28 protein-coding genes are annotated in these 25,940 nt (G+C 68.4%); 18 read left to right on the top strand and 10 right to left on the bottom strand.

Annotated elements, in window-relative coordinates; translation table 11 throughout:
- The first annotated feature begins 115 nt into the window (after positions 1-115).
- From EIZ45_RS18150 to EIZ45_RS18135, 4 genes are read left to right on the top strand one after another with little or no spacing between them, the layout of a single operon-like run.
- The gene (locus tag EIZ45_RS18150; protein WP_134663718.1) at positions 116-1,354 is read left to right on the top strand and encodes a class I SAM-dependent methyltransferase; all 1,239 of its coding nucleotides are present in this window, start codon (positions 116-118) and stop codon (positions 1,352-1,354) included.
- Positions 1,351-2,139 (top strand): glucose-1-phosphate cytidylyltransferase, encoded by a 789-nt coding sequence (locus EIZ45_RS18145; protein WP_134663717.1) that lies wholly within the window; start codon positions 1,351-1,353, stop codon positions 2,137-2,139. The genes EIZ45_RS18150 and EIZ45_RS18145 overlap by 4 nt, the downstream gene beginning before the upstream one ends.
- The gene (locus tag EIZ45_RS18140) at positions 2,139-2,801 is read left to right on the top strand and encodes a PIG-L deacetylase family protein (protein ID WP_134663716.1); all 663 of its coding nucleotides are present in this window, start codon (positions 2,139-2,141) and stop codon (positions 2,799-2,801) included. The genes EIZ45_RS18145 and EIZ45_RS18140 overlap by 1 nt, the downstream gene beginning before the upstream one ends.
- Positions 2,802-2,815: 14 nt before the next feature.
- Positions 2,816-3,844 carry an NAD(P)-dependent oxidoreductase gene (locus tag EIZ45_RS18135; RefSeq protein WP_134663715.1) on the top strand — a complete coding sequence of 343 codons (1,029 nt, stop codon included), beginning with the start codon at positions 2,816-2,818 and terminating at the stop codon, positions 3,842-3,844.
- Positions 3,845-3,846: 2 nt separating this feature from the next.
- Here EIZ45_RS18135 and EIZ45_RS18130 read toward each other — a convergent pair whose 3' ends face one another.
- Positions 3,847-4,395 (bottom strand): dTDP-4-dehydrorhamnose 3,5-epimerase family protein, encoded by a 549-nt coding sequence (locus EIZ45_RS18130; RefSeq protein WP_134663714.1) that lies wholly within the window; start codon positions 4,393-4,395, stop codon positions 3,847-3,849.
- 32 nt (positions 4,396-4,427) lie between these two features.
- Here EIZ45_RS18130 and EIZ45_RS18125 point away from each other — a divergent pair, with 32 nt between their 5' ends.
- Positions 4,428-5,522 (top strand): class I SAM-dependent methyltransferase, encoded by a 1,095-nt coding sequence (locus EIZ45_RS18125; protein ID WP_134663713.1) that lies wholly within the window; start codon positions 4,428-4,430, stop codon positions 5,520-5,522.
- On the opposite strand, the gene EIZ45_RS18120 is transcribed toward EIZ45_RS18125, so the two are convergent.
- Positions 5,519-6,640, bottom strand: coding sequence for a glycosyltransferase family 4 protein (locus tag EIZ45_RS18120; RefSeq protein WP_205669982.1), 1,122 nt, complete (start codon positions 6,638-6,640; stop codon positions 5,519-5,521). The two genes, EIZ45_RS18125 and EIZ45_RS18120, sit on opposite strands and share 4 nt — an antisense overlap.
- Before the next feature lie 134 nt (positions 6,641-6,774).
- Between EIZ45_RS18120 and EIZ45_RS18115 the strand changes: the two genes are divergently transcribed.
- The 9 genes from EIZ45_RS18115 (at position 6,775) to EIZ45_RS18075 (ending at position 15,363) form a co-directional block, all read left to right on the top strand.
- Entirely contained in the window at positions 6,775-7,617 is an 843-nt protein-coding gene (locus EIZ45_RS18115; RefSeq protein ID WP_134663711.1) for a hypothetical protein, read from the top strand.
- Positions 7,617-9,101: an O-antigen ligase gene (locus tag EIZ45_RS18110; RefSeq protein ID WP_037816337.1), complete on the top strand. Its 1,485-nt coding sequence runs from the start codon at positions 7,617-7,619 to the stop codon at positions 9,099-9,101. Before EIZ45_RS18115 ends, EIZ45_RS18110 begins: the two co-directional genes overlap by 1 nt.
- On the top strand, positions 9,098-9,943 hold the full coding sequence (locus tag EIZ45_RS18105; RefSeq protein ID WP_134663710.1) for a hypothetical protein: 846 nt from the start codon (positions 9,098-9,100) through the stop codon (positions 9,941-9,943). Before EIZ45_RS18110 ends, EIZ45_RS18105 begins: the two co-directional genes overlap by 4 nt.
- Before the next feature lie 44 nt (positions 9,944-9,987).
- Positions 9,988-10,887: a glycosyltransferase family 2 protein gene (locus tag EIZ45_RS18100; protein ID WP_167756482.1), complete on the top strand. Its 900-nt coding sequence runs from the start codon at positions 9,988-9,990 to the stop codon at positions 10,885-10,887.
- A gap of 92 nt (positions 10,888-10,979) precedes the next feature.
- Complete coding sequence (locus EIZ45_RS18095) at positions 10,980-11,555, top strand: phosphatase PAP2 family protein (protein ID WP_134663708.1); 576 nt, start codon at positions 10,980-10,982, stop codon at positions 11,553-11,555.
- Positions 11,556-11,627: 72 nt separating this feature from the next.
- The gene (locus EIZ45_RS18090) at positions 11,628-13,166 is read left to right on the top strand and encodes a lipopolysaccharide biosynthesis protein (RefSeq protein WP_134663707.1); all 1,539 of its coding nucleotides are present in this window, start codon (positions 11,628-11,630) and stop codon (positions 13,164-13,166) included.
- 3 nt (positions 13,167-13,169) lie between these two features.
- On the top strand, positions 13,170-14,072 hold the full coding sequence (locus EIZ45_RS18085) for a glycosyltransferase (protein ID WP_134663706.1): 903 nt from the start codon (positions 13,170-13,172) through the stop codon (positions 14,070-14,072).
- 3 nt (positions 14,073-14,075) lie between these two features.
- Complete coding sequence (locus EIZ45_RS18080; RefSeq protein WP_051729186.1) at positions 14,076-14,885, top strand: 2OG-Fe(II) oxygenase; 810 nt, start codon at positions 14,076-14,078, stop codon at positions 14,883-14,885.
- 28 nt (positions 14,886-14,913) lie between these two features.
- Entirely contained in the window at positions 14,914-15,363 is a 450-nt protein-coding gene (locus EIZ45_RS18075; RefSeq protein WP_037816342.1) for a DUF2784 domain-containing protein, read from the top strand.
- Here the strand turns inward: EIZ45_RS18075 and EIZ45_RS18070 are convergent.
- Positions 15,273-16,280 (bottom strand): right-handed parallel beta-helix repeat-containing protein, encoded by a 1,008-nt coding sequence (locus EIZ45_RS18070; protein ID WP_134663705.1) that lies wholly within the window; start codon positions 16,278-16,280, stop codon positions 15,273-15,275. The genes EIZ45_RS18075 and EIZ45_RS18070 overlap by 91 nt on opposite strands.
- Positions 16,281-16,432: 152 nt before the next feature.
- Complete coding sequence (locus EIZ45_RS18065) at positions 16,433-17,110, bottom strand: hypothetical protein (RefSeq protein WP_240690673.1); 678 nt, start codon at positions 17,108-17,110, stop codon at positions 16,433-16,435.
- 21 nt (positions 17,111-17,131) lie between these two features.
- Here EIZ45_RS18065 and EIZ45_RS46855 point away from each other — a divergent pair, with 21 nt between their 5' ends.
- The 3 genes from EIZ45_RS46855 (at position 17,132) to EIZ45_RS18055 (ending at position 20,055) form a co-directional block, all read left to right on the top strand.
- On the top strand, positions 17,132-17,431 hold the full coding sequence (locus tag EIZ45_RS46855) for a hypothetical protein (RefSeq protein WP_240690672.1): 300 nt from the start codon (positions 17,132-17,134) through the stop codon (positions 17,429-17,431).
- Between the two features lie 130 nt (positions 17,432-17,561).
- The gene (locus tag EIZ45_RS18060) at positions 17,562-18,743 is read left to right on the top strand and encodes a glycosyltransferase family 4 protein (RefSeq protein ID WP_240690671.1); all 1,182 of its coding nucleotides are present in this window, start codon (positions 17,562-17,564) and stop codon (positions 18,741-18,743) included.
- A 1-nt stretch (position 18,744) separates the two neighbouring features.
- Positions 18,745-20,055 (top strand): UDP-glucose/GDP-mannose dehydrogenase family protein, encoded by a 1,311-nt coding sequence (locus EIZ45_RS18055; RefSeq protein ID WP_134663702.1) that lies wholly within the window; start codon positions 18,745-18,747, stop codon positions 20,053-20,055.
- Between the two features lie 3 nt (positions 20,056-20,058).
- Here the strand turns inward: EIZ45_RS18055 and EIZ45_RS18050 are convergent, their stop codons facing one another.
- From EIZ45_RS18050 to EIZ45_RS18025, 6 genes are all read right to left on the bottom strand, one after another.
- Positions 20,059-21,099 carry a GNAT family N-acetyltransferase gene (locus EIZ45_RS18050; RefSeq protein WP_240690670.1) on the bottom strand — a complete coding sequence of 347 codons (1,041 nt, stop codon included), beginning with the start codon at positions 21,097-21,099 and terminating at the stop codon, positions 20,059-20,061.
- Between the two features lie 2 nt (positions 21,100-21,101).
- Positions 21,102-22,025 (bottom strand): glycosyltransferase family 2 protein, encoded by a 924-nt coding sequence (locus EIZ45_RS18045; protein WP_134663701.1) that lies wholly within the window; start codon positions 22,023-22,025, stop codon positions 21,102-21,104.
- Between the two features lie 69 nt (positions 22,026-22,094).
- Positions 22,095-22,763 (bottom strand): polysaccharide deacetylase family protein, encoded by a 669-nt coding sequence (locus EIZ45_RS18040; protein ID WP_134663700.1) that lies wholly within the window; start codon positions 22,761-22,763, stop codon positions 22,095-22,097.
- A 94-nt stretch (positions 22,764-22,857) separates the two neighbouring features.
- A complete protein-coding gene (locus tag EIZ45_RS18035; protein ID WP_043827704.1) occupies positions 22,858-23,544 on the bottom strand; it encodes a glycoside hydrolase family 75 protein in 687 nt (228 codons plus the stop codon).
- Between the two features lie 149 nt (positions 23,545-23,693).
- Positions 23,694-24,326 (bottom strand): polysaccharide deacetylase family protein, encoded by a 633-nt coding sequence (locus tag EIZ45_RS18030; protein ID WP_037816349.1) that lies wholly within the window; start codon positions 24,324-24,326, stop codon positions 23,694-23,696.
- Positions 24,327-24,503: 177 nt separating this feature from the next.
- Positions 24,504-24,965: a CGNR zinc finger domain-containing protein gene (locus EIZ45_RS18025; protein WP_134663699.1), complete on the bottom strand. Its 462-nt coding sequence runs from the start codon at positions 24,963-24,965 to the stop codon at positions 24,504-24,506.
- 96 nt (positions 24,966-25,061) lie between these two features.
- Between EIZ45_RS18025 and EIZ45_RS18020 the strand changes: the two genes are divergently transcribed.
- A complete protein-coding gene (locus EIZ45_RS18020; protein ID WP_205669980.1) occupies positions 25,062-25,922 on the top strand; it encodes an alpha/beta fold hydrolase in 861 nt (286 codons plus the stop codon).
- The last annotated feature ends 18 nt before the right edge of the window (positions 25,923-25,940 follow it).

The raw sequence follows: 25,940 nt of genomic DNA, 5'->3' as shown, positions 1-25,940 counted from the left end.
ATGGTCTCGGTTCCGAATCGACTCCGGCGACGTTCCCGGCACGCTGTAACGACGGCCGGGCGCGGATCGACCTGCCCTACGCAGATCGCGCATCCGAGTCGGAGGAGCCTGGTACATGACCACATGTCGACTCTGCGGTTCGGAAAGAACCGCCAGCGTGGTCGACCTCGGCGCGACCCCGCCGTGCGAGCGGTTCCTGACCGCCGCGCAGCTGGCCGAACCCGAACCGACTTTCCCGCTGCATCTCGAAGTGTGCACCGAATGCTGGCTCGCGCAACTCCCGCCGTTGCTCGATCCGGCCGACACTTTCACCGATTACGCGTATTTCTCGTCTTTTTCCACCTCGTGGGTCGAGCACGCGAAACGGTTCACCGACGCCGCGGTCGAGCGGCTCGGGCTGACCGACCTGTCCTTCGTCGTCGAGGTCGCGAGCAACGACGGTTACCTCCTGAAGCACGTCGTGGAACGCGGAATCCGTTGTCTCGGCGTGGAACCTTCGGTGAACGTCGGGCAGGCCGCCCGCGAGGCCGGCGTGCCGACGCACACCGCGTTCCTCTCCGAGGAAACCGGCCGGGAGGTGCGCGCCGAACACGGTCCGGCCGACCTGGTCGTAGCGAACAACGTCTACGCCCACATCCCGGACATCCGCGGGTTCACCCACGGACTGCGGGCGCTCGTCGCGAACGACGGCTGGGTGTCGATCGAGGTGCAGCATCTGCTCACGCTGATCGAAAAGAACCAGTACGACACGATCTACCACGAGCATTTCCAGTACTACACCGTCGAATCCGCCCGGCGGGCGCTGGCGGCGGGCGGCCTGACCGTCGTCGACGTCGAACTGCTTCCCACGCACGGCGGGTCGATCCGGCTCTGGGCGCGGCCTGAGGAAGCCGCCGGGGAGCCGAGCGCGCGGATGGTCGACGTGCTGGCGCGGGAGAAGGCCGCCGGGCTGCACGAGCTGTCCGGGTACACCGAATTCGCCGACCGGGTCACGCGCGTCCGGCTCGAATTGCTCGAATTTCTCCTCGCCGCCCGGAAATCCGGGAAAACGGTCGTCGGGTACGGCGCGCCAGGCAAGGGCAACACCCTGCTCAACCACTGCGGCATCCGCCCGGACCTGCTGGCCTACACGGTGGACCGCAATCCGTACAAGCACGGCCGGTACACGCCGGGCACCCGGATCCCGGTCGTGGAACCGGACCGGATCGCGGCCGACCGGCCGGACTACGTGCTCGTCCTGCCCTGGAACCTGCGGGACGAACTGACCGAGCAGCTTTCCTACGTCGGCGCGTGGGGCGGCAAGCTCGTCTTCCCGATTCCGCGCCTGGAAATCGTCGAGGTGGCAGTGAAGTGAAGGTCGTTCTGTTCTGCGGCGGTTACGGCATGCGCATGCGCAACGGCACCGACGACGATCTGCCGAAACCGATGGCCGCGGTCGGCCCCCGGCCATTGATCTGGCATGTCATGCGCTACTACGCCCACTTCGGGCACACCGAGTTCGTCCTGTGCCTCGGGTACGGGGCGCACCACATCAAGAATTTCTTCCTCGACTACCGCGAGACCGAGTCCAACGACTTCGTGCTCCGCGACGGCCGGGTCGAACTGCTGTCGACAGACATCAGCGACTGGTCGATTTCCTTCGTGCAGACCGGAATCGAATCTCCCATCGGGGAGCGCCTGCGGCGCGTGCGCCCCTATCTCGACGGCGAGGAGATGTTCCTCGCCAACTACGCCGACGTCCTGACCGACGCACCGCTCGACGAGATGATCACGCGGTTCGCGGCCACCGACGCGGGCGCCTCGATGATGGTCGTCCCGCCGGAGTCGACCTTCCACTGCGTCGAACTCGCCCCGGACGGACGCGTCGGCGGGATCACCCCGGTGAGCGAGATGCCGCTGTGGTCCAACGGCGGTTATTTCGTTCTCCGGCAAGAGGTTTTCGACCACATCCCGGAGAACGGCGACCTCGTGGCCGACGGGTGTGTCGGGCTGGCGAAGGAGGGCAAGCTGCTCGGCTATCCGTACCGCGGGTTCTGGAAACCTACCGACACGGTCAAGGAACGGCTCTCGCTCAACGCCGCCTACGCGCACGGGGACCGGCCCTGGATGCTCTGGGAAACCGCGCGGGCAGGACGCTGATGCGGGCGCTGCTTCCCGAAGTCTGTTCGGAGATCGCGGTGCTGGGCGCGCACTGCGACGACATCGCGATCGGCGCCGGCGGGAGTCTGCTCGAACTGTGCCGGGCCAACCCGGGCGTACGCGTGACCGCGCTCGTGCTGTCCGGGGCAGGCACGCCGCGGGAAGCCGAAGAACGTGCCGCGCTGGAGGCGTTCTGTCCCAAAGCGGAGGTGGCGGTGACCGTCCTGGACCTCCGCGACGGGCGGCTTCCGGCGCAATGGGACCTGGCCAAGGACGCGCTCGAGGCGGTGCGCCGGAACTGCGAACCGGACCTGGTGTTCGCCCCGGCCGCCCACGACGCGCACCAGGACCACCGCGGACTGGCGAAACTCGTGCCGACCGCGTTCCGCGACCACCTGATCCTCGGCTACGAAATCCTGAAGTGGGAGTCCGACCTCGCACAGCCGACGGTCTTCTTCCCGCTGAGCGAGGAAACCGTCCGGGAGAAAAGCGAGTTGCTCGCCGCGCACTACCCGTCGCAGCACGGGAGGGGCTGGTTCGACCACGAAGCGTTCGCCGGGCTCGCCCGGGTGCGCGGCGTGCAGTGCCAGCAGCGGTACGCCGAGGCCTTCCACGCACCGAAACTGACGATCGCGGCAGCCCGCGGCTCCGCTACGGAATGAGATGAGGAAGACCCGTGCGCGTACTTCTGACCGGACACCTCGGCTACCTCGGCACGGTCATGGCGCCCGTCCTCGCCGCCGCGGGCCACGACATCGTCGGCCTTGATTCGGGCCTGTACTCGACCTGCGTGCTCGGTCCGGCGGTCAACGATCCCAAGGCGGTGAGCGTCGACCTGCGCGACGTTCGCCCCGAGCACGTCGCGGGCTTCGACGCGGTGATCCACCTCGCCGCGCTGTCCAACGACCCGCTCGGCGCGCTGGACCCGGAAATCACCTACGCGATCAACCACCGCGCCTCGACCCGGCTGGCGCAACTGGCCAAGGACGCCGGTGTGCGGCGTTTCCTTTACGCGTCAACATGTTCGGTCTACGGGGCCAGCGGAAACGACGGTCTGGTGGACGAGGACGCGCCGCTGCGGCCGGTGACGCCGTACGCCGAATCTAAGGTGCGGGTCGAAGACGATCTGCTCGGCCTCGCCGACGACGATTTCAGCCCGGTTTTCCTGCGCAACGCCACCGCATTCGGATTCTCCCCGCGGCTCCGTGCGGACATCGTGCTGAACAACCTGGTCGGCCATGCGATCCTGACCAACACGGTGAAGGTGCTGTCGGACGGCACGCCTTGGCGTCCGCTGGTGCACGCCCAGGACATCGCCACCGCTTTCGCCGCGGCGCTGACCGCTCCCCGCGACGCGGTGCACGCGAAGGCGTTCAACGTCGGCACCGAGGCCAACAACCTGCGGGTTTCCGAGATCGCCGAAGCCGTCGTGGAAGCGGTGCCGGGAGCCGACCTGCAGATCACCGGCGAGGCCGGTGCGGACCCGCGGTCCTACCGGGTCGACTTCAGCCGGATCCGCGCCGCGCTGCCGGAGTTCACGTGCGCCTGGACGGTGCCCGCCGGGGCCCGCGAACTCGCGGACGCCTACCGACAGCATCACCTCACCCAGGCCGCCTTCGACCAGCGGTTCACCCGGCTCGCGCACCTCTCGGTCCGCCGGGCGGACGGCACGCTGGGCGCGGACCTGCGGCCTCGAGCCCAATGACGTCACCCCCGGACGCTCGCGACCAAGTCGGCCCACGTCCCGGCAGCGGCGTCGCGCGCGCTGAGCAGCGTGACCGGCAGCGGCCACTCGATCGCCAAGTCCGGGTCGTCATACCGCACCGCCAGATCCTCGGCCGGGTCATGCGGGCGGTCGATCCGATAGCAGACATCGGCGTACTCCGTGAGCACCTGGAACCCGTGCAGGAAACCCGGCGGAACGTACAGGTGCGCGAACTCGACGTCGTCGAGCCGGAACGCCTGTTGCCTGCCGAACGTCGCGGACCCGGGGCGGATGTCCACGAGCACGTCGTGCACCGCGCCGCGCGCGCAGCGCACCAGTTTCGCCTCGCCGCGGCCGGATCGGCCGTGCATGCCCCGCAGGACTCCCGATCGCGAGCGCGACTGGGAATCCTGCTGGAACGTTTCGGCGGCCAGACCGTGTTCGGCGGCGATCTTCGTGTCGAACGTCCGGGTGAAGAGGCCGCGGTCGTCGTGATGCGGTTCCGGCACGAACACCAGTACTCCGGCAAGCGCACAAGATTCGACTCTCATTCGCCCATTTTCCCCCCGGAAGGACTCTCGCGGTGACCTCGCCACGCTGCCGCTGGTGCCGATCGGCGGACGGCGCCGTGGTGCTCGACCTCGGCCCGCAACCGCCAGCCGATCATTTCCCGGCGCTCTCCGAGCCGGGCCCGGACCTCGTCTTCCCGCTCCGGATGTGGTTGTGCGCCGGATGCGGGCTCGCGCAGCTCGCCGAGGACGAGACCAAACCGGACGAACCGCGTGGAGTCGAACCGGCCGCGCTGGTCGAGCAGGCGGCGGACGCGGTCAGCCACGCCGCGGGAATGCTGCCCGCCAGCGGCACTGTCCGCGAATACGGCAGCCCGCACGGTGGTTCGTGGCTTTCCTTGCTCGGCGCGCGCGGGCTCGCCCCGGTGTCTGACGGGAACGCTGACGTGATCGTCGACTGTTTCGGTCTCATGCACGAACCCGATCAGCAGGCCGCTCTGCAGGCCCGCGTTGCCGGGCTGGCCGACGACGGCGTGCTGCTGCTGCAATTCCATTCGCTGGCCTCGATTCTGCGCGAAGGACAGTGGAACGCATTGCGCCACGGTCACTACGCGTACTACTCGACGCCGGTCCTCGTCGAAATGCTGCGAGCGGCCGGGCTCGTCGCCCGCTCCGCGTTCCGGTTCGATCTTTACGGCGGAACGGTTCTCTTGGCCGCCGGCCGCGGCGGAGAACCGGACAGCTCAATGCGGGCGCTCGTCGCCGAAGAAGCCGATTCCGGCGTGACCGAGCCGAAAATCGTTGCCGGACTGCAGGAAGCGGCGGTCCGCAACGCGGGTTCCGTAGCTGCCTGGCTCGAAGAGCAATTGGCTGCCGGTCAACGCGTGCTCGGGTACGGCGCGGCTTCCCGTGCGGTCGCACAACTGTGCCGGGCAGGCGTCACGCGCGCGCTGCTCCCAGCCATCGCCGACGCCTCGGAAGCCAAACAGGGCCGGCGGATGCCGTCGAGCGAAATCCCGATCATCCCGCCCGCGGAACTGGTCGAGGCTCGCCCCGACGCGGTCCTGCTCTTCCTCCCCGACCTGCTGGCCGAGGTCCGGAGGCAGTTCCCCCAGGTCGAAGCGGCAGGCGGCCGGTGGGTGCCCGCTGACGCGCTCGAAAACGGTTAACGCACCGTCGTAGCCACGCGGAGCACGTCGTCGGCGACCCTCCCCCACGAATGCCGCGCGATCACCTGAGGAGCAGTGGCCAGCACGCGTTCGTAAACGCCGTCGTCCGCCAGCAGACCAGCGATCACGCCCGCCAGTTCCCGGGGATCGTCCGAACCGATCAGGTCGCCGTTCTCCCCCGCGCGGACGATCTCCGGCATCGCGCAATCCCGCCTCGCCACGCACGGCAGCCCGTGCGCGAGCGCTTCCACCAATGCGATGCCGTACCCCTCGAACCGGCTGGGCATCACGAACAGATCGTGTGTCCGGTAAAGCATTCGCACCTGCTCGACCGGAATTCGGCCGAGGAATTCGACGCCCGCGGGCACTGGGCCGGGCAATGGCCATTCCTTGGGGCCCACCACGGTGAGCGTCAGTTCCGGGTCCGATTCCGCGCGCAATACCGCGAGCGCCTTGACGACCACATCGCCCGCCTTGGTGGAAAAGTCTTTTCCCACGAACAACAGTCGGCGACGCGGCCCCTCGTGGCACCGGGCTACGGGGCCGTCCGGCAGCCCGTTGGCCGCGGGCGGGACCACGTGCACCTTGTCCCGCGGCACTCCCGACACGCGCACCAGATGATCCGCCAGCCATTGACTCATCGTCAGCAATCCGGCGGCTTCCCGGTAGATCCGGTGCTGCCGGTCGCGCAGCCGGCCGAGCGCGGCCCGGTCGAGACCGGGAAAGTGCAGGGCACGGCCGCTTTCGGTGTCGAGGCGTTCGAGGAGGATGTCGAAGCTGGAGTCCTGGTAGAGCAGGAACGGCGTGTCGGTGCGGGCGAGGTCGCCGATCTGCAGCACGACGTCGGGACGGAGCTTGCGTTCGGCGGCCCGGAGTTTCGTCCCGGCCAGCGCCATCGTCAGCGGCAGGTGCTTCCAGTGGCTGCCCCAGCGGCCTTCGTGGCGGTGCGCGCCGAGGCCCCGCAGCGCCGACCGGACCGGGAGCGACCACTCCAGCCCGAGGTCGACGACGGCAGTCCGCTCGCGCAGCGCCGCGCGAAGGTTCCACGGCGTGTGCGACCACGTCCCCTGCGGAGGGCGGTCCCAGGCGCACGCGAACCCGATCTTCGGCGTGGTCACGATTCGATGCCTTTCCGGAAGACGGAAGGTTCCGATGTCACATCCGGGCAGCCGGGTGCGACAACGAAATGACGCCGGACTGCGATTCGGCACCGCCGACAGCATAAGAAACGCAGGAGGTGAGGGGAACTCCGATGGACTTGCTCGCAATCTTCCAGGTCGCTCTCCGTCGCTGGCTCATCCTCGTCCCCGCGCTCGTCGTCTCCGCAGTCGTGTGCTGGATCCTGGCCAGCAGCGTGTCCCCCACCTACGAGGTGGACGGGGCGCTCAAGGTCAGCTATCCCTTCGCCGCCACCGCCGACCAGTCGGCCCGGCTCCAGAGCAACCCGTACTACGACACCGCCGCGACCGCGCTCGTGCTAGGCCAGCTGGCGAAGTCGCCGGACGTCGCCGCCGCGATCACCGCGGCCGGAGGCACCGCCAAGTACCAGATCGACGACAGCGGCAAGGCGGTGCTCACCGTCACCGTGACCGACCCCGGCCGGCAGAACACGCTCACCACCTACCGCGCGATCGCGGCACAGCTCGCGAAACGGCTCGACGATTTGCAGGCGCAGAAACAGATCCCGGGTCCGTTCCGGGTGACGGTCGATGACGTCGTGCAACCGCAGGACGCCGCGGTCTCGCACAGCAACCAGCTCAAGACCGCCTTGGCCGCCGGTGCGCTCGGGGTCATCCTGTCCCTGACCGCGTGCGTGGTCGTGGAACTGCGTTCGCGCAAACGCCCGGCCCGCCCGGCCGTCCCGGAAGCCCAGTCCGGTCACCCGCCGGAGAGCCACCGCGGCGAACTGCCGGTGGACCCGCGACCCGAGAGGACGGACCGGGTGGCCACGCCCGTCCGCGGGCCCGGCGTCGCGGAACCCGTCCGGCACGGCGAGGAAACCGCCCGTTTGCTGCCGGTGACCGCGCCGGCGAACGCTGAGGAGAGCGACGGAGGCAAGACCGGCACCCGGAGTCCGCTCGGCCGGCGCGGCTGATGAGCCAGCGTCCCCTCGACTCGCTCACCGGCCGCGGCATCGCGCGCTTCAGCGCCGACCTCGCCGGGCGGCCGATCCTGCGGGCGATCTGCGCGGCCGCCGCGCTCGCGCTGCTGGCCGTCCCGATCATCGCGCCGACGATGACGCCCTTCGTCGTCGTGGTCATCATCGTGTCCGCGCTCTGGCTGAACGCCCGCCGCGACGAGCAAACCGCGCTCGCCATCCTGTTCGCGCTGACCTTTCTCGTCCCGGCGTCGCTGATCATCAATCCGCTCGGGCAGATCGGGGTGCCCGGGTTGATCGTGGCGGCACTGCTGCTGGTGCTCTGGTGCTACGGGCGGGTCGACAGTTCGCTCGGCACCGACCGGGGACGGCAGCCGATGCGGATCGTCTGCCTCATTTTCGTCGGGGTGGTCCTCGCCAGCTACATCGCCGGTCAGCTGCGCGGCCTTTCGCCGTTGGAAGCGTCGGCCTCCGACGCCTCGCTGTTCGGCGAGGCGTGCGCGATGGGCCTGTTGCTCTTCGTCACCGACACCCTGCGCGACATCGGCGGCGTCACCCGCTTCCTGCGGCTGATCGTGATCGCCTGCGGGCTGCTCGCGGTCAGCGCGCTGCTCCAGTTCTTCGGAGTCGTCGACCTCTACCAGCAGCTCCGGCTGCCCGGGTTGACCTTCCATTTCACCGAGGACGTCGACGCGCTCGCCCGGTCCGGTTTCCACCGGGTGCAAGGGCTGGCCGGCCATCCGATCGAGTACGCCGTGGTGCTCGGCATGGCGACGCCGATCGCGTTGCACCTCGCGCTGACCGCGCCGAAGGAGTGCCGAGTGCGGTGGTGGGCGATGTTCGTGCTCATCGCCGGGTGCATGCCGCTGTCGGTGTCCCGGTCCGGGGTGCTGACCGCGGGGGTCGCGATGGCGGTGTACCTGCTCAGCGTCCGGTTGCGGATGGTGTTCAACCTGATTCCGTTCGCGATCGCCGGGCTGGTCGGCATGAGCGCGGTGGTGCCGGGGCTGCTCGGCAGTCTCCGCAGCATCTTGCTGCCCAGCACCCTGGCGACCGACCCGAGCATCCAGGGCCGCACCGACGACTACACCGCCGTGTTCACGGTCTGGCACGACCATCCGCTGCTCGGCCTCGGCGTCGGCACCTACATTCCCAAGCTGTACCGGATCTTGGACAACGAGTACCTGTTCACGCTCGCCACGATGGGCGCGCTCGGAGTGGCCGCCGAACTCGCGATCCTCGCCACCGGTTACTCGCTCGCCCGGCGGGTGCACCGCACTGTCGCCGACCCGGCCGTGCGCAGCCTCGCCCAGGCCCTCGCCGCCTCGATCGCCGCCGCCGCGGTCGGCGCGTTCACCTTCGACGCGTTCGGTTACAAGATCATGTTCGTGATGACGTTCAGCCTGCTCGGCGCGGCCGCCGCGCTGTGGCGGATCGCCGTCCGGGACCGCTCGGTCCGGCCGCTCGAGAGCGTCCGATGAGCCGGCTGGCGGCAGCCGCCTGCACCGGAGCCGTCCTGCTGGCGGCCGCGGCTTGCGTGGCCACCGCCCAGCCCGCCGCGCCGCCTGCCGCGACGACACCGTCCGCCAGTCCGGCGCCGCCGACGATCGGGTCACCGCCGTCCGAGTCGTTGCGCCCGTCCGGCTCGCTCAACGCCGACCAGCCGGGGCAAGTCCTCGACGGGCTCGACGTGCGCGGCGCGGTGACGGTGTCCGCACCGGGTGTGGTGATTCAGCGCAGCCGCTTCACCGGCACCGGTGCCGACTACTTCGCGATCACCACGACCGGCGCGGGATCGGTGACGATCCGAAACGTCACTATCACCGGGGACTACCGCAGCGCGGCGATCGCTTTCCACAACTGGACCGCGGAACGGGTCGACATCTCCGGCATGACGCACGACGGCGTGAAGCTGGGCAACAACGTCCGCCTCGCGGACTCGTGGATCCACGACTTCGCCCCGGCACCGGGCGCGCACTCCGACGGGGCGCAGTCGGACCACCTCGCGGGCTCGATCCTGGTGGAAGACAACGTGATCGATCCCGGCACGGCCGAGGAGGTCACCTCGGCGATTATCCTGTCCTCGTCTCCGGACCCGACCCCCGCGGTGGCGGGCCCGGTGACGATTCGCGACAACGTGCTCGGCGGCGGGGCGAACACGCTCTACCACAATCCGGACTACCCGGACGTCGAGATCACTGGGAACACGTTCCGGCGCGACTACCGGTACCAGCCGATCTACCCAGGCCCGCCGCCGAAGGTGTTCTCCGGCAATCATTTTCCGGACGGGACCGCGGTTTCGTGGCCTCCTCCCGATTCCTGACCGGCGTTCGTAACGGCAGCGCCGCCCGCGACGACCGTCAAGGTGTGCCGAACTCTCCAGCGCCACTGTCGATCGGGTTGCCCGTCAAGAACGGCGCCGGCTTCCTCGCCGGAGCGCTGGAAAGCCTGCTGTCCCAGACTTTCGGCGATTTCGAGCTGCTGGTCGCCGACAACGACTCCGCCGACGAAACCGCGGAAATCGTCCACGACTACGCCCGGCGCGACCCGCGAGTGCGCTACTACCGGCACCCGCACGACATCGGCGCGGCTGCGAACTTCAACTACGTTTTCCAAGCCACCTCAGGCGCTCTGTTCAAATGGGCGGCCGCGGACGACCTCCAGCACGAAACGTTTGTGCAGCGTTGCGTGACGGCTTTGCACGACGCTCCCGCAGCCGCCGCAGCCTGCTCCGCCATCGAACACATCGACGAGGACGGCAACTCGCTCGGCATCACGCAGGATCTCCGCACCTCGGAGGCACCGGAACCGGCTGACCGGTTCGCAGACCTCATCCGCTACGACTACTCGTGCGCGGTCGCCTTCGGTGTACAACGACGCGCACTCGCCGCGCGTACGCGGCTGTTGCTTCCGTTCTGGGGCAGCGACCGGGTTTTCCTCGCCGAACTCGCACTGGCCGGGCCGATCGTGATGCTCGGCGAACCGCTGTTCCAGGAACGGGAGCACAGCGCGAAATTGTCCACCCAGGTCGCGAAACGGCAAGTGAGCGCGTTCAACCGGAAGACCGGTTACGGCTCGCGGTTCCTCACCTGGCACCACGGCGCGGAACTTTTCCGGGCGATCAAACGAGCCGACTTGACGCCACCGCAACGGCAACGGGCGTACGCCGTCCTCGCCAAGTGGGCGATGGCCAACCGGACCAAGTTCGCCCGGAGCCTCGCCAGGGGAGTCGCCGAAACGGCCGTCGCACCGCTGGCCCGGACGTAGGCCCTCCCGACATCGTGAATTCCGCAGGCAGCCGAAGCGCTCCCCGGGCCGGACTCTGGCTGTTTCCGGCACTCGCCCTCGGCGGATTCGTCGTGCTCACCCAGCAGGTGCTGAGCCGCGGCCCGCTGACCCAGGCCGATCTGCCGGTGCACGACCTAGTGACCCGCCAGCACAGCGCGGCGCTGGACGCGGCGATGACCGCGGTGAGCGCGGTCGCCCAGTTTCCGGTGTCCGCGCCGATCTTGTTCGCCAGCGCGGCGATCCTGGCGATCCGTCGTTCGTCATGGGCGCCGGTGCTCGCCTGCGGCATCCCGCTCCTGTTGCTGTCCGCCGTGACGGTGACGGCCAAGGTCTTGATCGGGCGTGCGGGCCCGGACCGCACCCCCGGCACCCTGCACGTCGACGGCACCGCCTATCCCTCCGGACACGCCGCGACCGCCGTCGTCGTCGCGCTCCTGTTCGTGGCTTTGTTCGCCCCGGAACGGCGAGGGTGGCGGGCGGTGGCGAGCTGCTGGGTGTTGCTGGTCGGCTTCGCCCGGGTCTACGTCGACGACCATTGGCTCACCGACGTCGCGGGCGGCTGGCTGCTCGGGCTGGCCGTCGCCGGAACGGCGATCGCGGTGCTGCGCCGGACAACCGAGTCGGATTCGATATCTCCGCGGGCGTAACCCACCGCGGCGAACGGGCGACTTCAGGAGTATCCCAGCTGTCCCACCGGAATCGGGCGGAAGACGACTACTGTGACAGTTCACCGCCCGGGCGCCGGGCAGCCCACCGCACCCGAGCCGGTGCTGCCCGGGGAAACCGAGGCCGCCACCGCCGCGCACGGGGCCCGGTGGACGATCATCGCGATGATCGCGCGGCAATTCGGCCGGCTCGGGTTCGCGCTGGTGCTCGCGCGATTGCTCGGTCCCGTCGATTTCGGCGTCGCGAGCGCGGCGACCATTTACGTGTCGCTCACCGCGGTGCTCCTGGAAACCGGGCTCGCCACCGGCATCGTGCAAAAGGCGAAACTGCGCAGGCAGGACGAGGGCGCCGCGTTCTGGACCGTGACCGCGCTCGGCACCCTCGTCGGCTTGCTCACCGTGGCCTTCGCGGGCCCGATCGCCGATTTCTTGGACATCCCGCAGTTGCGTCCGGTGCTGATGGTGCTGGCGATCGGACCGGTGCTCAAGGGACTGACCATCGTGTCGGCCGCCCGGCTGCAACGCGATCTGCGTTTCCGCGCGCTGTCCCTCGGCGAGGTGATCGCCACCCTGCTCGGCGGCGGAATCGGCATCGCCGCCGCGGAACTCGGGATGCACTACTGGGCGCTGGTGGTCCAGCAGGTCTGCACGGACGCGCTGGTCCTGCTGATCTGGCTCGGCGCGGCCGGGCTGCCCGCCTTCGTGCTCGACCGCTCCGCGTTGCGCTACGTGCGCCGGTTCGGAGTGCCGCTGCTGGGTTCGCAAGCTCTCGGCTACGTCGGCCGCAATGCCGACAACGTCGTGGTCAGCCACTTTCTCGGCGCCGCCGCGCTGTCGTATTACATGGTGCCGTACCGGATCATGCTGGTCCCGGTGAGCCTGCTGGGCAACGTGGCGAACCGGGTCGCGTTTCCCATTTTCGCCCGGATTCAAGACGATCCGCTCCGCATTCGCAGGCTCTTCCTCCGCGTGACGCAGGTGATCGCGGTGCCCGTGGTGCCGGGCATGCTCGCCGTCGCCGTACTGGCGCCGGACGTGGTGACCACGGTCTTCGGGCCCGAATGGGGGCCCGCGGTCCCGGTGGTCATCGCGCTGGCCACCACCGGGATCCTGGAGTCGCTGACGACCCCGGGCGGCTCGGTGTTCATGGGGCTCGGGCGGGCCGACCTCGCCCTGCGCTGGTCCTGGATCCCGCTGCTGGTCTGCGTTCCGGCGTTCTTCGCCGGGCTGCCGTGGGGAGTCACCGGAGTGGCCGCGGCGTATTCGATCGCGACGCTCCTGCTCACCCCGTTCCAGGTCGCGGCGATCGGCCGGGTCGCCGCGTTCAGCCTCGGCGACTGGCTTCGCGCGATCTGGCCCGCGGTCGCCGCCGGGGTGCCGTCCACCTCGCTCGGCTGGCTGGTGCACGAGGTGCTCGAGACGTCCGCCGGTTTCGCGGTACCCGCCACTTTGTGCGTAAGCCTCGTCGTCGTCGCGGTGAGCTATCTCGTGCTGCTGCGCTTGATCGACCGGCAGCTTTTCCGGGAATCGCTGCGCGTCGCGAAATTGCTCGCGAAAGGCAAGCTCGGCAGCTTGTCGGCGAAGGAGGGCTGAGCGATGAATCCGCGCGCCCACCTGGTGATCCCCGCCCACAACGAAGAACAAACGCTCCCCCGGCTGCTGCGCGCGCTGAGCACCGGTGCCGCTCCGGGCGAACTGGAGATCGTGGTCGTGGCCAGCGCGTGCACCGACCGGACCGCTGCCGTCGCCGAGGCCGCCGGCGTCACCGTGCTCGAAACGGCCACCCCGGGCAAGGTCGCCGCGCTGCGTATCGGCGACGAAGCTTTGACCGGCTACCCGCGGCTGTACGTCGATGCGGACGTGGTGTTGTCGATCAAGGACGTGCGCGCGCTCGTCGAGGCGCTCGCGGCACCGGACATCGCCATGGCGACGCCGCATCCGAAGCTCGAACTCGACGGCCTCGGTCCCGTCGTCTCGCGGGCGCACCGCACCTGGGCACAGCTGCCGTCGGTGCGTCGATCAGGAGTCGGCTCGGGCGTCTACGCCCTAAACGAAGACGGGCACGCGCTGGCGTTCCCGATGCCCGACGTCCTCGCCGACGACGCCTGGGTGCACCGCGTCATCCCGGCCGCGCGAAAAACTGTGGCGTCCGGGGCCAGTTCCACCGTCTGGCCTGCTGCAACAGTCCGGGCTCTCGTGCGCCGCCGGGCTCGCGTCCGGCTCGGGCACCGGCAGCTGGACCAGCTGGGGCATCCGGCTCCGCCCGGTGCCGAAGCCGGACTGCGAACGCTGGCGGACCTCGTTCGGGGCGGCTCCGTCCCGGTCGCCGACGCGGCGTGTTTCGCCGCCGTTGTGCTCGCTGATCGGACGATCGCGTGGTTCCGGCGCATTCGAGGGAACGAAACGGAATGGTCGACCGATAACACCAGCAGACTTCCGGATCCGCACGAAATCCGCACCGAAGCACCGCGACCCGAGTCCGCCAGGAAAGGACGGTAAACTATGCAGGAAGTCCGGAAATTCACTTTCCGCCGCGACGAACTGTTGCCCATGGCCGACCGGCTGCACGAGAAGTTCGTTACCGCGCAACCATTCCGGCACATCGTCATCGACGACTTCTTGCCGCCCGAGGTCCTGGAGCCCGTTCTCGCCGAATTCCCGGAACCGCGGGACGCGGAGTGGCAGAGTTTCGACACCTCGCAGGAGGTGAAGCTCGCGCTCGCGGACACCGAGCGGATGGGCCCGGCGACCCGGGAACTCCTCGCCGAGTTCAACGGGCAGGTGTTCACCGATTTCCTCGAGCGGATCAGCGGCATCGAGCACCTCGTCCCCGACCCGCATTTCGACGGCGGCGGCCTGCACCAGATCCGCCCCGGCGGCTTCCTGAAGGTCCACGTCGACTTCAACCGGCACCGCAGGCTCGACCTCGACCGCAGGCTCAACGGCCTGCTGTACCTCAACAAGGACTGGGAAGAGTCCTACGGCGGGCATTTGCAGCTGTGGAACCAGGACATGTCCGAATGCGCGCACAAGATCCTCCCGGTGTTCAACCGGTTCGTGCTCTTCGCGACGACCGACGACGCCAACCACGGCCATCCGGACCCGCTGACCTGCCCGCCGGACCGGGCCCGCCGGTCCATGGCGCTCTACTACTACACCAACGGCCGTCCGGCCGAGGAAGTCCACGACGACCACACCACGGTGTTCAAGCAGCGGCCGGGCGAATCGTGGCAAAGCAACCTCCGCCAGGTCGCCAAGCGCTGGGCCCCGCCCGCGCTCGTCGACCTCGCCGGCCGCATCAGCGGCAAGTAGCGCACACGCACGGGAAAGGCGGAGCGACATGTACGCGCTGCTCGCCACATCAATGGTAGTGCTGCATTTCGCTCTTCTTTTCTATCTCCTGATCGGCGGGCTGCTCGCGGCGCGCTGGTGGTGGATGGCGATCCCGCACGCGCTCTACGTCGGCTGGGCGGTGCTGACCCTCTACGTAGCGGTCGGCTGCCCGGTGACGACGGTCGAGAACTGGGCGAGAGCGAAGGACGGGCAGGTCGTCGACGACCGCCCGTTCATGTACCGGTACGTCGAGGGGGTGCTCTATCCGGAACACCACATCAATTACCTGCGCGCGGTCTTCGTGGCGGTCATCCTGTTCAGCTGGATCTTCAGCGCCCGGAAACTGCGGAACCGCCGCCGCGCCGCTCAGGGCAGCACTTCGGCTCCGTTGTCGGTGAACGAGTTGCCGGACCAGATGTCCGCCTTGGCCGAGGGCTCGACCGGACCCCAGAGGTAGCTGTTGCGCACGAACCGGTTGTTCGTGAACTGCGTGTCGCCGGGGACCCCGAAGTAGACCGTGTAGCCGCCCCCGCCGAGTTGGTTGCGGTCGACCACGATCCGGCCCGCGGTGCCGCGGTCGATGCTGTCGTTGAGGATCATCGCCGAGTTGACCGAACGGTCGGCCGCGGTGTTCTTGCTCCACTGCCCGCCGAGGCCGGGCTGGATGACGTTGCCCTGGATGAGCACGTTCGCGACGCGCTCCATGATCTGGAGGCCGTCGGCGTGCGCGCCGGTGGCCGGGGTGAAATCGTGGATCCACGAATCGGTGATCGAGAAGTTGTTGCCGACCTTCGCGCCGTCGTTCGTCATCCCGTAGATATCGGCGTGCGAAACGGTGACGTTGTGGTAGCCGATTCCGGCGTCGGTGTAGTCGCCGCGAATGGTGACGTGGTCGGCGGACACCGATCCGTCGCCCTCGGTGTCGATCCCCCACGGAACCGTGCCGTCGCCGGTGAACCGGCAGTTGCGGATCACCACGTCGTGCACGCCGTCGCCGATGAGCACGCGTCCGGCGATGTCGAGGTTTTCGATCACCTGGCCGGATTTGGCGGTAATCGATCCGGACGGGGTGAGGCGCGATTCGTCGGACACTCCGTACCCGCTGGTGCCGGCGGGGGCGCTGGTCGCTGACGGTTTGGCCGCCGGTGAGGAAGCTCCCATCGTCGCGGACGCGGCCGGGGTCTGCGCGGGTTTGCTGTGCTCGACCGGAGCCGCGGTCGTGGTGGCAGCCGAGGTCGGAGCCGGAGTCGACGAGGTGACGGCCGCCGGCGATGCGGGCACGCTGACGCCGACGGCCTCGGGTTTCTGCTGGCAGGCGGTCAGGAACACCGCCGCGGCCCCGGAGGCGGCTGCGGCGAGAACGATTTTACGCATGGTGCGTTTACTCCACTGTGATCGTGTCGATGCCAAGAAGAAATGTAACGACTCGGCACACTAATCAGCTTCGCACCATGAACACAAGCCATTGCGGGCAGGCGAAAATAGATCACCGGAAATCGGTGATCAAAAAACGGGTACGGCCGTGATCAGTCTTCGACCCGGCGCAGCCAGGCCTCCCGCCAGTACGGGTAGATCGCCCGGGGGCAGAACCGGTGGTAGAGCGAACGGCAGAAGACGTCCTGGAGCACGACGCAGTCCCGCAAGCGCAGCATCCGGCCGGTCTTCTCGTCGATGATCCGCTCCACCCGGCTCAACACGCGCGCCCGCTGTCCGCAGTACGGCAGCATTTCCACGTCGAAGAGCATGCCCCGGTTCTTGTTCGCCGAGGACAGGGTGCGGAGGATCTCTTCTTTGCCGCGGACTTCGACCAGGTCGCCGGGAGCGAGCCCGAGCGGCTCTGGCTTCGGCCCGGACGGTCCGCTGCCCCGCAGGAACGGGTACGTCTCGCCGCCGCGGATGCGCAGCCGCGCTGGCAGCCGCCTGCTCAGCCGTTGGTACTTGTTGAAAAGCACGACAAGCAGTCCTCGGACGACCACTGCCGGTTTCTCGTTGCCGTAGCGGATGTCGTCCAGGTACTGCCCCGCCGAGTAGGCGCTCATCGGCTCGGACGCGTTGAGCAGTTCCGTTGCCTGGCAACGGTAGCGCTCCGTGCCGTCCTCGCCAGGTTCCGCCGTGGTGTCCGCGTTCAGGGTCTCGATCGTCGCTCCGCAGTACGCGGACGTCGCGGGCGCCGACTCGAGCCATTCCTCCCGGAAGAAAAGCAAACAGGCCGCCTGGCAGCCGCCGTGCGCGCTTCCGTCACAGCGCGCACCGGCAAGATGAACGGTGCGTTCCAGTTTTCGGTGATCGGTACTGGGCGTGACCGTGTCGCACGTTTTGTCAGCCCGTTTGTAAATCCGCATCTCCTGCCCGGCGAAACGGAGCATTTCGGGCATGAAGGGCAAACCGGCCGACCGACCCCGTTCGTCGAGCGTAGCGAGGATCTCTTCGGCGCTGCGGACGCGCACTCGATCTCCCGCTCGCAGCTTCGGTTCGGCCTCGCCATGCGCCATCTGAATGCCTCTCTCGGGACAGCCAGCGGTTAGGTCGCGGCGACTGCCCTTTCCGTTACCGAGATGTGCGTAATAAAAGGGCGCGCGGCAGCGAATAAGAAGCGTCTGCTCCCTGTCACAGGAGATGAGGTCGCCGGTGTCGCGACGCCATGTACTGATCATCGTGCAGAACCTCCCCGTCCCGCTCGACCGCCGGGTGTGGCTGGAATGCCGTGCGCTGACCGCCGCGGGCTACGAGGTTTCGGTTATTTGTCCACAAGGGACAGACGACCCGGAGTACGAGGTGCTCGACGGAGTGCACCTCTACAAGTACGCTCCGCCGCCGAATGCCTCAGGCGTGGTGAGCTATTTGGTCGAATTCGCTTACTGCTGGCTGCGTACCGCGCTGCTGTCGCGGAAAGTGTGGAAGCGCAAGCACTTCGACGTCATCCAGGCGTGCAACCCGCCCGACACTTACTGGGCCCTCGCCCGTCTCTGGCGACACCGCGGCGTGCGGTTCGTCTTCGACCACCACGACCTGAACCCGGAAGTGTTCCGCTCCCGGTTCGGGGAGCCGGCGAACCTGGCGGCGCGTGTGCAGCTCAAGGGCCTGTATTGGTTGGAACGAAGGACATTCCGCACCGCGGACCGGGTTGTTTCCACCAACGCTTCCTATCGGCGAATCGCCGTCGAGCGCGGTGGTGTGCCGCTCGGTCACACCACGATCGTGCGCTCCGGGCCGGACACCTCGGTCATGCGGCCGAGGTCGCCGAATCCCGAACTCCGCTGCGGCAAGGACTATCTCGTGGCGTGGCTGGGAATCATGGGGCCGCAGGACGGGGTGGACGGGGTGCTGCGGATCGTCGAGCGGATCGTGCGGGAGCACCGCCGGACGGACGTCGAGTTCGCGTTGCTCGGCTTCGGCGACTGCCTCGAGGATCTTCGCAAGCAATGCACCGAAATGGGCCTTGACGACTACGTGCATTTCACCGGCCGGGTCGGCCCGGACGAAATCGCCGACTACCTCTCCACCGCGGACGTCGGACTCTCCGCGGACCCCTACAGCCCGTTGAACGATCTTTCGACGATGAACAAGACCATGGAATACCTCGCGTTCGCATTGCCGGTGCTCGCCTACCGGCTGACCGAAACCGTGGTTTCCGCGGGCGACTGCGCGGTTTACGTGGAGCCGGGCCGCGAGGCCACGTTCGCGGCCGAACTCGTGGCGTTGCTCGACGATCCGGAACGGCGAGCGGAACTCGGCAAGGCCGGCCGGGTCCGCGCGGAGCGGGAGCTCGACTGGGCTCCGCAGGCCCGCGCCTATCTCTCGGTCTATCAGGACCTGTTCGACGAGGAGAAGAATTGACATGTTCGCCAGACGGATCGCGGTAGTCGGAACGGGCTACGTCGGGCTCACCACCGGTGCGTGTCTCGCTTCGCTCGGGCACCGCGTGGTGTGCGCTGACGTCGATCCGGACAAGATCGACCGGCTCGCCCGCGGGCAAGTCGACATCCTCGAACCGGAGCTCGCCGACCTCGTGGCCGAGGGACTGGCCGCGGGCAGGCTCCAGTTCGTCCACGGCGCGGCGGCCGCGGTCGACGCCGATCTCGAGGTGGTTTTCCTGTGCGTGCCCACCCCGATGGGCGTCGGCGGGGTCGCGGACCTGTCGAGCGTGGAAGCCGTCGTCGACGAGATCCGGGAACGCCTGCCGTCCGGGGCCGTGGTGGTGAACAAGTCGACCGTGCCGGTGGGCACCGCGGAACGCACCGAGGAACTCCTCCGCCGGGACGACGTCGCGGTGGTCAGCAATCCCGAGTTCCTCCGCGAAGGAACCGCGGTGCGCGACTTTCTCGGGCCGGACCGCATCGTGGTCGGCAGCGACGCGCAGGACGCGGCCGAGCGGGTAGCCGGGCTCTACGCGCGGCTGGGCGCGCCCACCGTGCTGACCGACGCGGCGAGCGCGGAACTCATGAAGTACGCGGCCAACTGTTTCCTGGCGATGAAGCTGTCCTATGTCAACGCTATGGCCGAACTATGCGAACGGCTCGGGGCCAACCTCTCGGACATCACCGAGGGCATGGGCTACGACCGCCGGATCGGGCAGGCGTTCCTCCGCCCCGGACCCGGATGGGGCGGCTCGTGCCTGCCGAAGGACACCCGGGCGATGCTGCAGATCTCCGATTCCGCGGACTTCGAGTTCCGCCTGCTGCGCGCGGCGATCGACACCAACGAACGGCAACGGCAGCGCATCGTCGACAAGATCCGGATGGCGGTGACCGGAAGCCGCGGCGGTTCCCTCGCGCACCTCCGGTTCGGTCTGCTCGGACTGACCTTCAAGGCGAACACCGACGACGTCCGGGATTCCCCCGCCCTCGCGGTCGCCGCGCTGCTGCGGCAAGCGGGCGCGGACCTCGTCGGCTACGACCCGGCACTGGGAGCCGACACGATGCGGCCGGAACTCGGCGACGTCAGCCTCGTGGAAGACCCGCTGGCGCTGGCGAAGGACGTCGACGCACTGATCCTGCTCACCGAATGGCCGGAGTTCCGGACGCTGGACTGGGCCAGGATGGCCGAGGTCGTACGGCGGCCGATCGTCGTCGACACCCGCAACCTGCTCGACTCGGACGTGCTGCGCCGCTCCGGTTTCGCCTGGACCGGCCTCGGCTTGGCGTCCTGACGCTCACCGAAAGCGCCGCAGCACACTGCGCAGCTGCGGCGCAATCGGCGAACCCTTCACCACCGTCACCGCCTGCCTGCCCGCGCGACGGACCAGACCGAGCAGCTCCCCACTCGCGATCTCGCCCTGACACACCAAGACCTCACCAGTCATCGCCCGCCGCTTGTACTCGTCCTCACCCCGGCCGAGGTCGATCCGCTGAACGCCCGTTTCCGGCGCGGCCCGAACGATTTCCCGCAGCAGGATCCAACCGGGGGCCAGCCGCGCGAATCGCGGGTCGTAGACCGGGAACCACCAGTGCAACACGTGGCCGTCCTGGATGCCGAAGTGCGCTGCGAGCAGTTCGCCTCCGATGTGGACAGTCGAGAGCACCCCTCGGAAAGAGCCTTCCCTGGTGCGCAGAAGCCGATGCAGCAGCGCGATCCGCGCCGGGTCCGAGAAGTAGTCCCTGGCGCCGGTCGCGGCGTACTGCTCGCGTTTGAGCCGGATCACCTCGTCCAGCACCGCGGGATCCGCGCAACTGGCCGTGAACACCAGCGAACCGTGTTCCCGGGCAGCTTTGGCCGACCGGCGCCGCGCCTGCCCCATGTTGTCCTTGCCGCTGCGGGACGCGCGCGCCAGGTAGCCCTCAAGCCCACCGGTGACGTCGAGGTAGGGCGACGCGCGCCGAGTTTCGATCCACCGTTCGAACTCGGCCGAACCCAGCAGATGGTCGAAGGCGAACGTCCTGGCCCGCAGAGCCGGAAGTAGCTCTTCGACGGGGAATCGGCCGCCCTCCGCCTGGATCGGAGCTTGGAAGTCCGCTGCGGGCCAGCCCGCCGGACGCACCGCGGATCCGTTGACGTGCAACGGAAAGAGCCCGACAACGGCTCCCTTGGCGTTCTCCGCGACGGCGACCCGGACCGCCGGTCCAGCCGCGTGCACTGCCGCTGCGAACTCCGGGTGAAAGTACGGGCTGTCCAGGCTCGGATTGCCGGCCCGCAACGCATGCCAGGCATCCAGTTCCCGGGCGGTGAGGCGGTCGAACTCTACGACGCGCACCACGTTCAGGCCGACAGTGCGGTCAGGCGGCGCGAAGGCCGCACCAACGCGACGAGAGCGGCTCTCGCGGTCCGCCGTCCGCCGAGCGAACGGAGAAATTCGCCGAGCACCACCGCCGCGAAGTACGCCGCCGAGGACAGCCGTCCCCTGCGCCGCCGGAAAAGCTTGACCCGGTTGACGGTGAGCAGCGCCCACAACACCGGATTGGTGCCGGACTCCCCGCCGATGTGCTCGACCACCGCGGCCGGCTCATACCACGGCTGCCAGCCGAAATCCTTCGCACGCAGGCTGTACTCCGTCTCCTCGCCGTAAAGCAGGAAAGATTCGTCCCACAGGCCGATCTCGCGCAGCGCGTCCGCCCCGATCAGCATCGCCGCCCCGGTGCCCCAGGCCACCGGACGCGCGTACTCGTACTGCATCGGATCCGTGATCAGCTCGCCCATCGTGCCCCATCTGCCCGCGCGGCTGCCGCCGAAGATCGATTCGACGAGGGCCCGGAGCACGGTCGGATCGCGCCGGATCGAAGGCTGGAGACTGCCGTCCGCGTTGAGCAAACGGGGATAGACGATGCCGCGCCGCGGATACTCCAGCGCGTTCGCGAGAACGGCAATCGCTCCCGACTGGGGGCGAGCGTCCGGATTCAGCACGAAAATGCCGTCCAATTCGGTATTCCGCAGATCTTCGATCGCCGCGTTGACCGCCGCGGCGTACCCGCCGTTGCGTCCGGTCTGCACCAGCGTCACTGGAACGTCCCAGCCGCGCTTGGCGATCTCCGCGGTGTCATCGGAAGACACGTTGTCGGCCACGACGACGTCGACCAGGCACGTGTCCTTGGCCGCGTCACGCAGCGAGGCAAGGCATCCCGGCAGCACGTCGGCGCTGTTGTACGTCACGATGACGATCGCCACTCGGAACCGTTGCTCACTCACGAACGAAATGTCGCGCCCGGCACCCCGCCTGTTACGACGGACTTTGTTGGGCGGCAACGAAGAAACCCGTCAGCCGCGGCACCGCTTCACGAGCTTCGCGACGCCCCGCCGAGCCCGGCGGCGAAGCCCGGGCGCCCCGCCGAGCACATCCTCGATCCAGGCGGAATCGAGGTCGTGCGCGAGGCTCGTCCGCGCTTGCAGCCAGTCCTGTTCTCGCGCCGGGCCGCCGTCGCTCGTATACACCCGCGTCACGCCTGCGCCACGCAGCCGACGCAGGACAGTCCGGTCGTAGGAGCCGAACGGGATCGCGACCCGGCGGACCGGTGCGCCGGTCTGCCGGGCGAGCGCTTCCGGCGCCTCCGCGAGTTCCTGATCGACCTCGCCGCCGCTGAGCCGCCGCCAGTCGCGGTGCGCCCAGCCGTGCGAACCGATGGCCATACCGGCGTCCAAAAGGTGCTTGATTCCGTTTTCGCCGACCGATCCCGGACGGCCGATTCGCCCCGCCAGCAAGAAGAATTCCGCGTGCAGTCCGCGTTCGACGAGCCTCGGCAACGCGATCTCGACGTCCGAGGCGTTCCCGTCGTCGAACGTCAGCCGAACCTCGGGGCGGCCCGCCACCGCGTCCAGCACCCGTTCGAACTGGTCGACCCGTACCCACGTTTTGTCTTCGCCCGGATCCAGCGCGCGCCCGGGTGCGCCGATGCCGTGCACCGTGAGGTTCACCAGCTTGCCTGTCATCGCCCGCCTTTCTCCGCGCTAACGGGCCAATCGCGGAAAACCGGGCGAAAGTTACGCGCCGGGAGCGGAGGTCCGGGCCAGGCGAGCGAAAAACTCAGTTTCCGCCCACGAACTCCGACGCCAGCTTTTCGCCCGTGCTCGTCGCCGCGGCGTGGTCCTCGATCGGGTTCACCGCCGAGTCCTTGAAGCACACGTACGTCACGCCGGAGTCGACGCCGCCGTTCTTCGGGTCCGGGTTGATGCCGAGGTCCTTGGCCGTCGCGTACGACGCTTCGCCGATGATCTTGTTCGGCCCGGTGTCCCCGATGACCGCGTATTCGACCTTGCCGTTGTAGATCACCGCGCAGGAACCGCCGCCGTTGAGGCCGGAGTTTTCGTAGTTCCAGATGCTGCTCGAACTGGGGACCACGATGTACGGCAGCTTGGCGGCGTTGAGCGGTTTCCCGTCGGATTGCGGGAAGGCGGTGTCGGGCAGGAAGCAGCAGTCGGTGTTCTCGTTGCACTCGGTGGTGCGCTGGCCGTCGCAGTCGATGTCCATGTCGGCTTTCCAGAAGACCGCCTTGCCGGCGTCGCAGACCGGGACGGTCGCGCTGCCGGCGTCTTCGTCGGTTTGGTATTTGCCGTTGGAGATCTGATTGCAGGACGCCACCTTGGCGAGGATCTGGTCCGCGGTCGGGCCCGCCTGGACCGCTTCCCGAGCCGGGGTCGCCGCGGAGGCGAGCGCGGTGGGCAGGACGGCGGCGGCTATCGCCAGAATCGCGAGCAGGACGAGTTTCCGCATCGACGCTCCCTGTTTATTAGGAAACTTTCCTTACGGCGGCGCGCGCTCAGGATGCCGCCGAACGGATGCGGTCACAACCCGCCAAAAGAGGGTGTTTTTTCCCGCCGAAGCGAGCAGTCCGTGAAGACTCGTCTCGAATGGAGGACCGGTTACCGACCGGGCCTCGACGCCCAGCGTCCGGTGAATCGGCGCGGACGGCGGCTCACTGCCTCGGCCCATCGCGGGCTCAAGTCCGAGCGGATTTCCGTCCGGGACCGCACCAGTGCCGCCCCGCGCACCCCGCCGACATTCGCGTACACGCGCGTCGCTCCGGCGTCGCGCAGATGCGTCAGCACCCGACGGTCGAACCGGCCCTCCGGCAGCGAAAACCGCCGCACTGGCGTACCGCTCAGCTGCTCCAGCAACCTCGGCGCGTCGTCCAGTTCCCGGCGCACCGCGAACGAACCGTCGAACCTCCGCCAGTCCAGCCGGTCCCAGCCGTGCGATCCGACGTGCATCCCCGCGTCCACCAGCTGCCGCAGCCCGGCGCGGTCGACGTACCCGCGCTCGCCGACCCGGCCGGCCAACGGGAAGAACTCGGCGTAGAGCCCGCGCTCGACCAGCCGCGGCAAGGCGATCTCGACATCCGACGAGTTCCCGTCGTCGAAGGTGAGCTGCGCACCCGTCCCCGAGACGACGTCCAGCAGCGCGTCGAACTGCTGCACGGTGATCCACCGCTCATCCTCACCGGGATCGAGGGCCCGCTGGGGCTTCCCGATGCCGTGCACCGCAAAGGTGATCATCGCGCCTCCCGTCCGTCGTACCGTACCCGATTAATCGGATTAGCAAACGGAGTAGTTACCGACGCCGATCCCATGGTCAACAGTGCATTTCCAGCCCAGACTAAACACTCCCGCAGGAAAATCGGAATATGTCCACACTTGTAGACAGCCCTCATCTTCACACGTTTGGGTGAAGATTCAATGATTGCGTTGATAGTGGCGCCGCGCCTTCTCCCGGTTGCCGCAGGCCGCCATCGAGCACCAGCGGGCGCGATTGGCGCGGCTGCGGTCGAGCAGGAACAGCTGGCACTCGTCATTCGCGCAGGCCCGCAGCCGCCCAGGAAGATCCTTTTCGAGCGCCGCCCAATCCAGAACCGCTTTGACGGTCAACCGAGCGTGCGGCGGCGTTTCCACTGACCACTGCAGCCCGTCCGCGGAGACCTCCGGAACCTGCCGCACCCCGTCGAGAAGCGGACGCAACACGGTCGGCGAGCTGTCCCCGCGCACGACGTCGCGCAGGAGATCTCGCGCCTGACGCAGCAGCTCCAGCTCCGCGGCGCTCCCGTCTCCGCCGCGCTCCCGCACCCACTGCTGCCCCAGCGCGTCCTGTTCCTCGCCGTTGACCAGTGGCCTGCTGTTGAGCAGGTCGAGCACGTCCATCGCAACCCCTAACCAGATTGAACCCTTTGACAGGTTAGCCCGGCCATGCTTCCATGGCGAGCACCTAACCAGATTAAAACATCAAAGGGGTTAGCCATGATCCAGCACCGGACGGCGACCGTCGACGGCCACGAGCTCTTCTACCGCGAGGCCGGTCCCGCCGACGCGCCCGCGATCGTCCTGCTGCACGGGTATCCGACCAGCTCGTTCATGTTCCGGAACCTCATCCCGCTGCTGGCCGGCCGCTACCGGGTGATCGCGCCGGACCACCTCGGCTTCGGCCACTCCGCCGCCCCCTCAGCCAACGAGTTCGACTACACCTTCGACGCACTCGCCGACCTCACGTCCGGCCTGCTCGACCAGCTCGGCCTGGACCGCTACGCGGTTTACGTCCAGGACTACGGCGCCCCGATCGCCTGGCGGCTCGCGCTCAAACACCCGGACCGGATCTCCACGATCGTCACGCAGAACGGCAACGGGTACGAGGAAGGCTTCGTCGACTCGTTCTGGACCGGCCTCTGGGCCTACGGCGCGAACCCCGGCCCGGACACCGAACCGGCCGTCCGCGCCGCGCTGAGCTACGACGCCATCCGCTGGCAGTACCTGCACGGCGTCCCCGACCCGAGCCTGGTCAGCCCGGACACCTGGGAACACGACCACGCCCGGGTTTCCCGCCCCGGCAACGACGAAATCCAGCTCGCGCTGTTCCGCGACTACCAGAACAACCGCCCGCTTTACCCGCTGCTGCACGAATTCCTGCGCACGCACGACGTCCCGGTGCTCGCCGTCTGGGGCCGCAACGACGAAATCTTCGGCCCGGCCGGTGCCGAAGCCTTCGCCCGCGACGCGCGAGACGCCGAAGTGCACCTGATCGACGGCGGCCACTTCCTGCTGGAAAGCCATCTCGACGTCGTCGCGGGCTACCTGCACGGCTTCCTCGGCCGGGTCCTCAGATAACCGGGCTCGGCGAACCGT

This window comes from Amycolatopsis sp. CFH S0740, assembly GCF_004522315.1.
In the GTDB taxonomy this organism is placed as follows: Bacteria; Actinomycetota; Actinomycetes; order Mycobacteriales; family Pseudonocardiaceae; genus Amycolatopsis; species Amycolatopsis nivea.
Note: the sequence above shows the minus strand (reverse complement) of the source record. Positions and strands in the feature narration are given on the sequence as shown.

Bases quoted from the DNA above. Each gene is read 5' to 3' on its own strand.
- EIZ45_RS18150 (WP_134663718.1), top strand. From the start codon at position 116: ATGACCACATGTCGACTCTGCGGTTCGGAAAGAACCGCCAGCGTGGTC.
- EIZ45_RS18140 (WP_134663716.1), top strand. From the start codon at position 2,139: ATGCGGGCGCTGCTTCCCGAAGTCTGTTCGGAGATCGCGGTGCTGGGC.
- EIZ45_RS18130 (WP_134663714.1), bottom strand. From the start codon at position 4,395: ATGAGAGTCGAATCTTGTGCGCTTGCCGGAGTACTGGTGTTCGTGCCG.
- EIZ45_RS18115 (WP_134663711.1), top strand. From the start codon at position 6,775: ATGGACTTGCTCGCAATCTTCCAGGTCGCTCTCCGTCGCTGGCTCATC.
- EIZ45_RS18110 (WP_037816337.1), top strand. From the start codon at position 7,617: ATGAGCCAGCGTCCCCTCGACTCGCTCACCGGCCGCGGCATCGCGCGC.
- EIZ45_RS18105 (WP_134663710.1), top strand. From the start codon at position 9,098: ATGAGCCGGCTGGCGGCAGCCGCCTGCACCGGAGCCGTCCTGCTGGCG.
- EIZ45_RS18085 (WP_134663706.1), top strand. From the start codon at position 13,170: ATGAATCCGCGCGCCCACCTGGTGATCCCCGCCCACAACGAAGAACAA.
- EIZ45_RS18080 (WP_051729186.1), top strand. From the start codon at position 14,076: ATGCAGGAAGTCCGGAAATTCACTTTCCGCCGCGACGAACTGTTGCCC.
- EIZ45_RS18075 (WP_037816342.1), top strand. From the start codon at position 14,914: ATGTACGCGCTGCTCGCCACATCAATGGTAGTGCTGCATTTCGCTCTT.
- EIZ45_RS18070 (WP_134663705.1), bottom strand. From the start codon at position 16,280: ATGCGTAAAATCGTTCTCGCCGCAGCCGCCTCCGGGGCCGCGGCGGTG.
- EIZ45_RS18055 (WP_134663702.1), top strand. From the start codon at position 18,745: ATGTTCGCCAGACGGATCGCGGTAGTCGGAACGGGCTACGTCGGGCTC.
- EIZ45_RS18040 (WP_134663700.1), bottom strand. From the start codon at position 22,763: ATGACAGGCAAGCTGGTGAACCTCACGGTGCACGGCATCGGCGCACCC.
- EIZ45_RS18035 (WP_043827704.1), bottom strand. From the start codon at position 23,544: ATGCGGAAACTCGTCCTGCTCGCGATTCTGGCGATAGCCGCCGCCGTC.
- EIZ45_RS18030 (WP_037816349.1), bottom strand. From the start codon at position 24,326: ATGATCACCTTTGCGGTGCACGGCATCGGGAAGCCCCAGCGGGCCCTC.
- EIZ45_RS18025 (WP_134663699.1), bottom strand. From the start codon at position 24,965: ATGGACGTGCTCGACCTGCTCAACAGCAGGCCACTGGTCAACGGCGAG.
- EIZ45_RS18020 (WP_205669980.1), top strand. From the start codon at position 25,062: ATGATCCAGCACCGGACGGCGACCGTCGACGGCCACGAGCTCTTCTAC.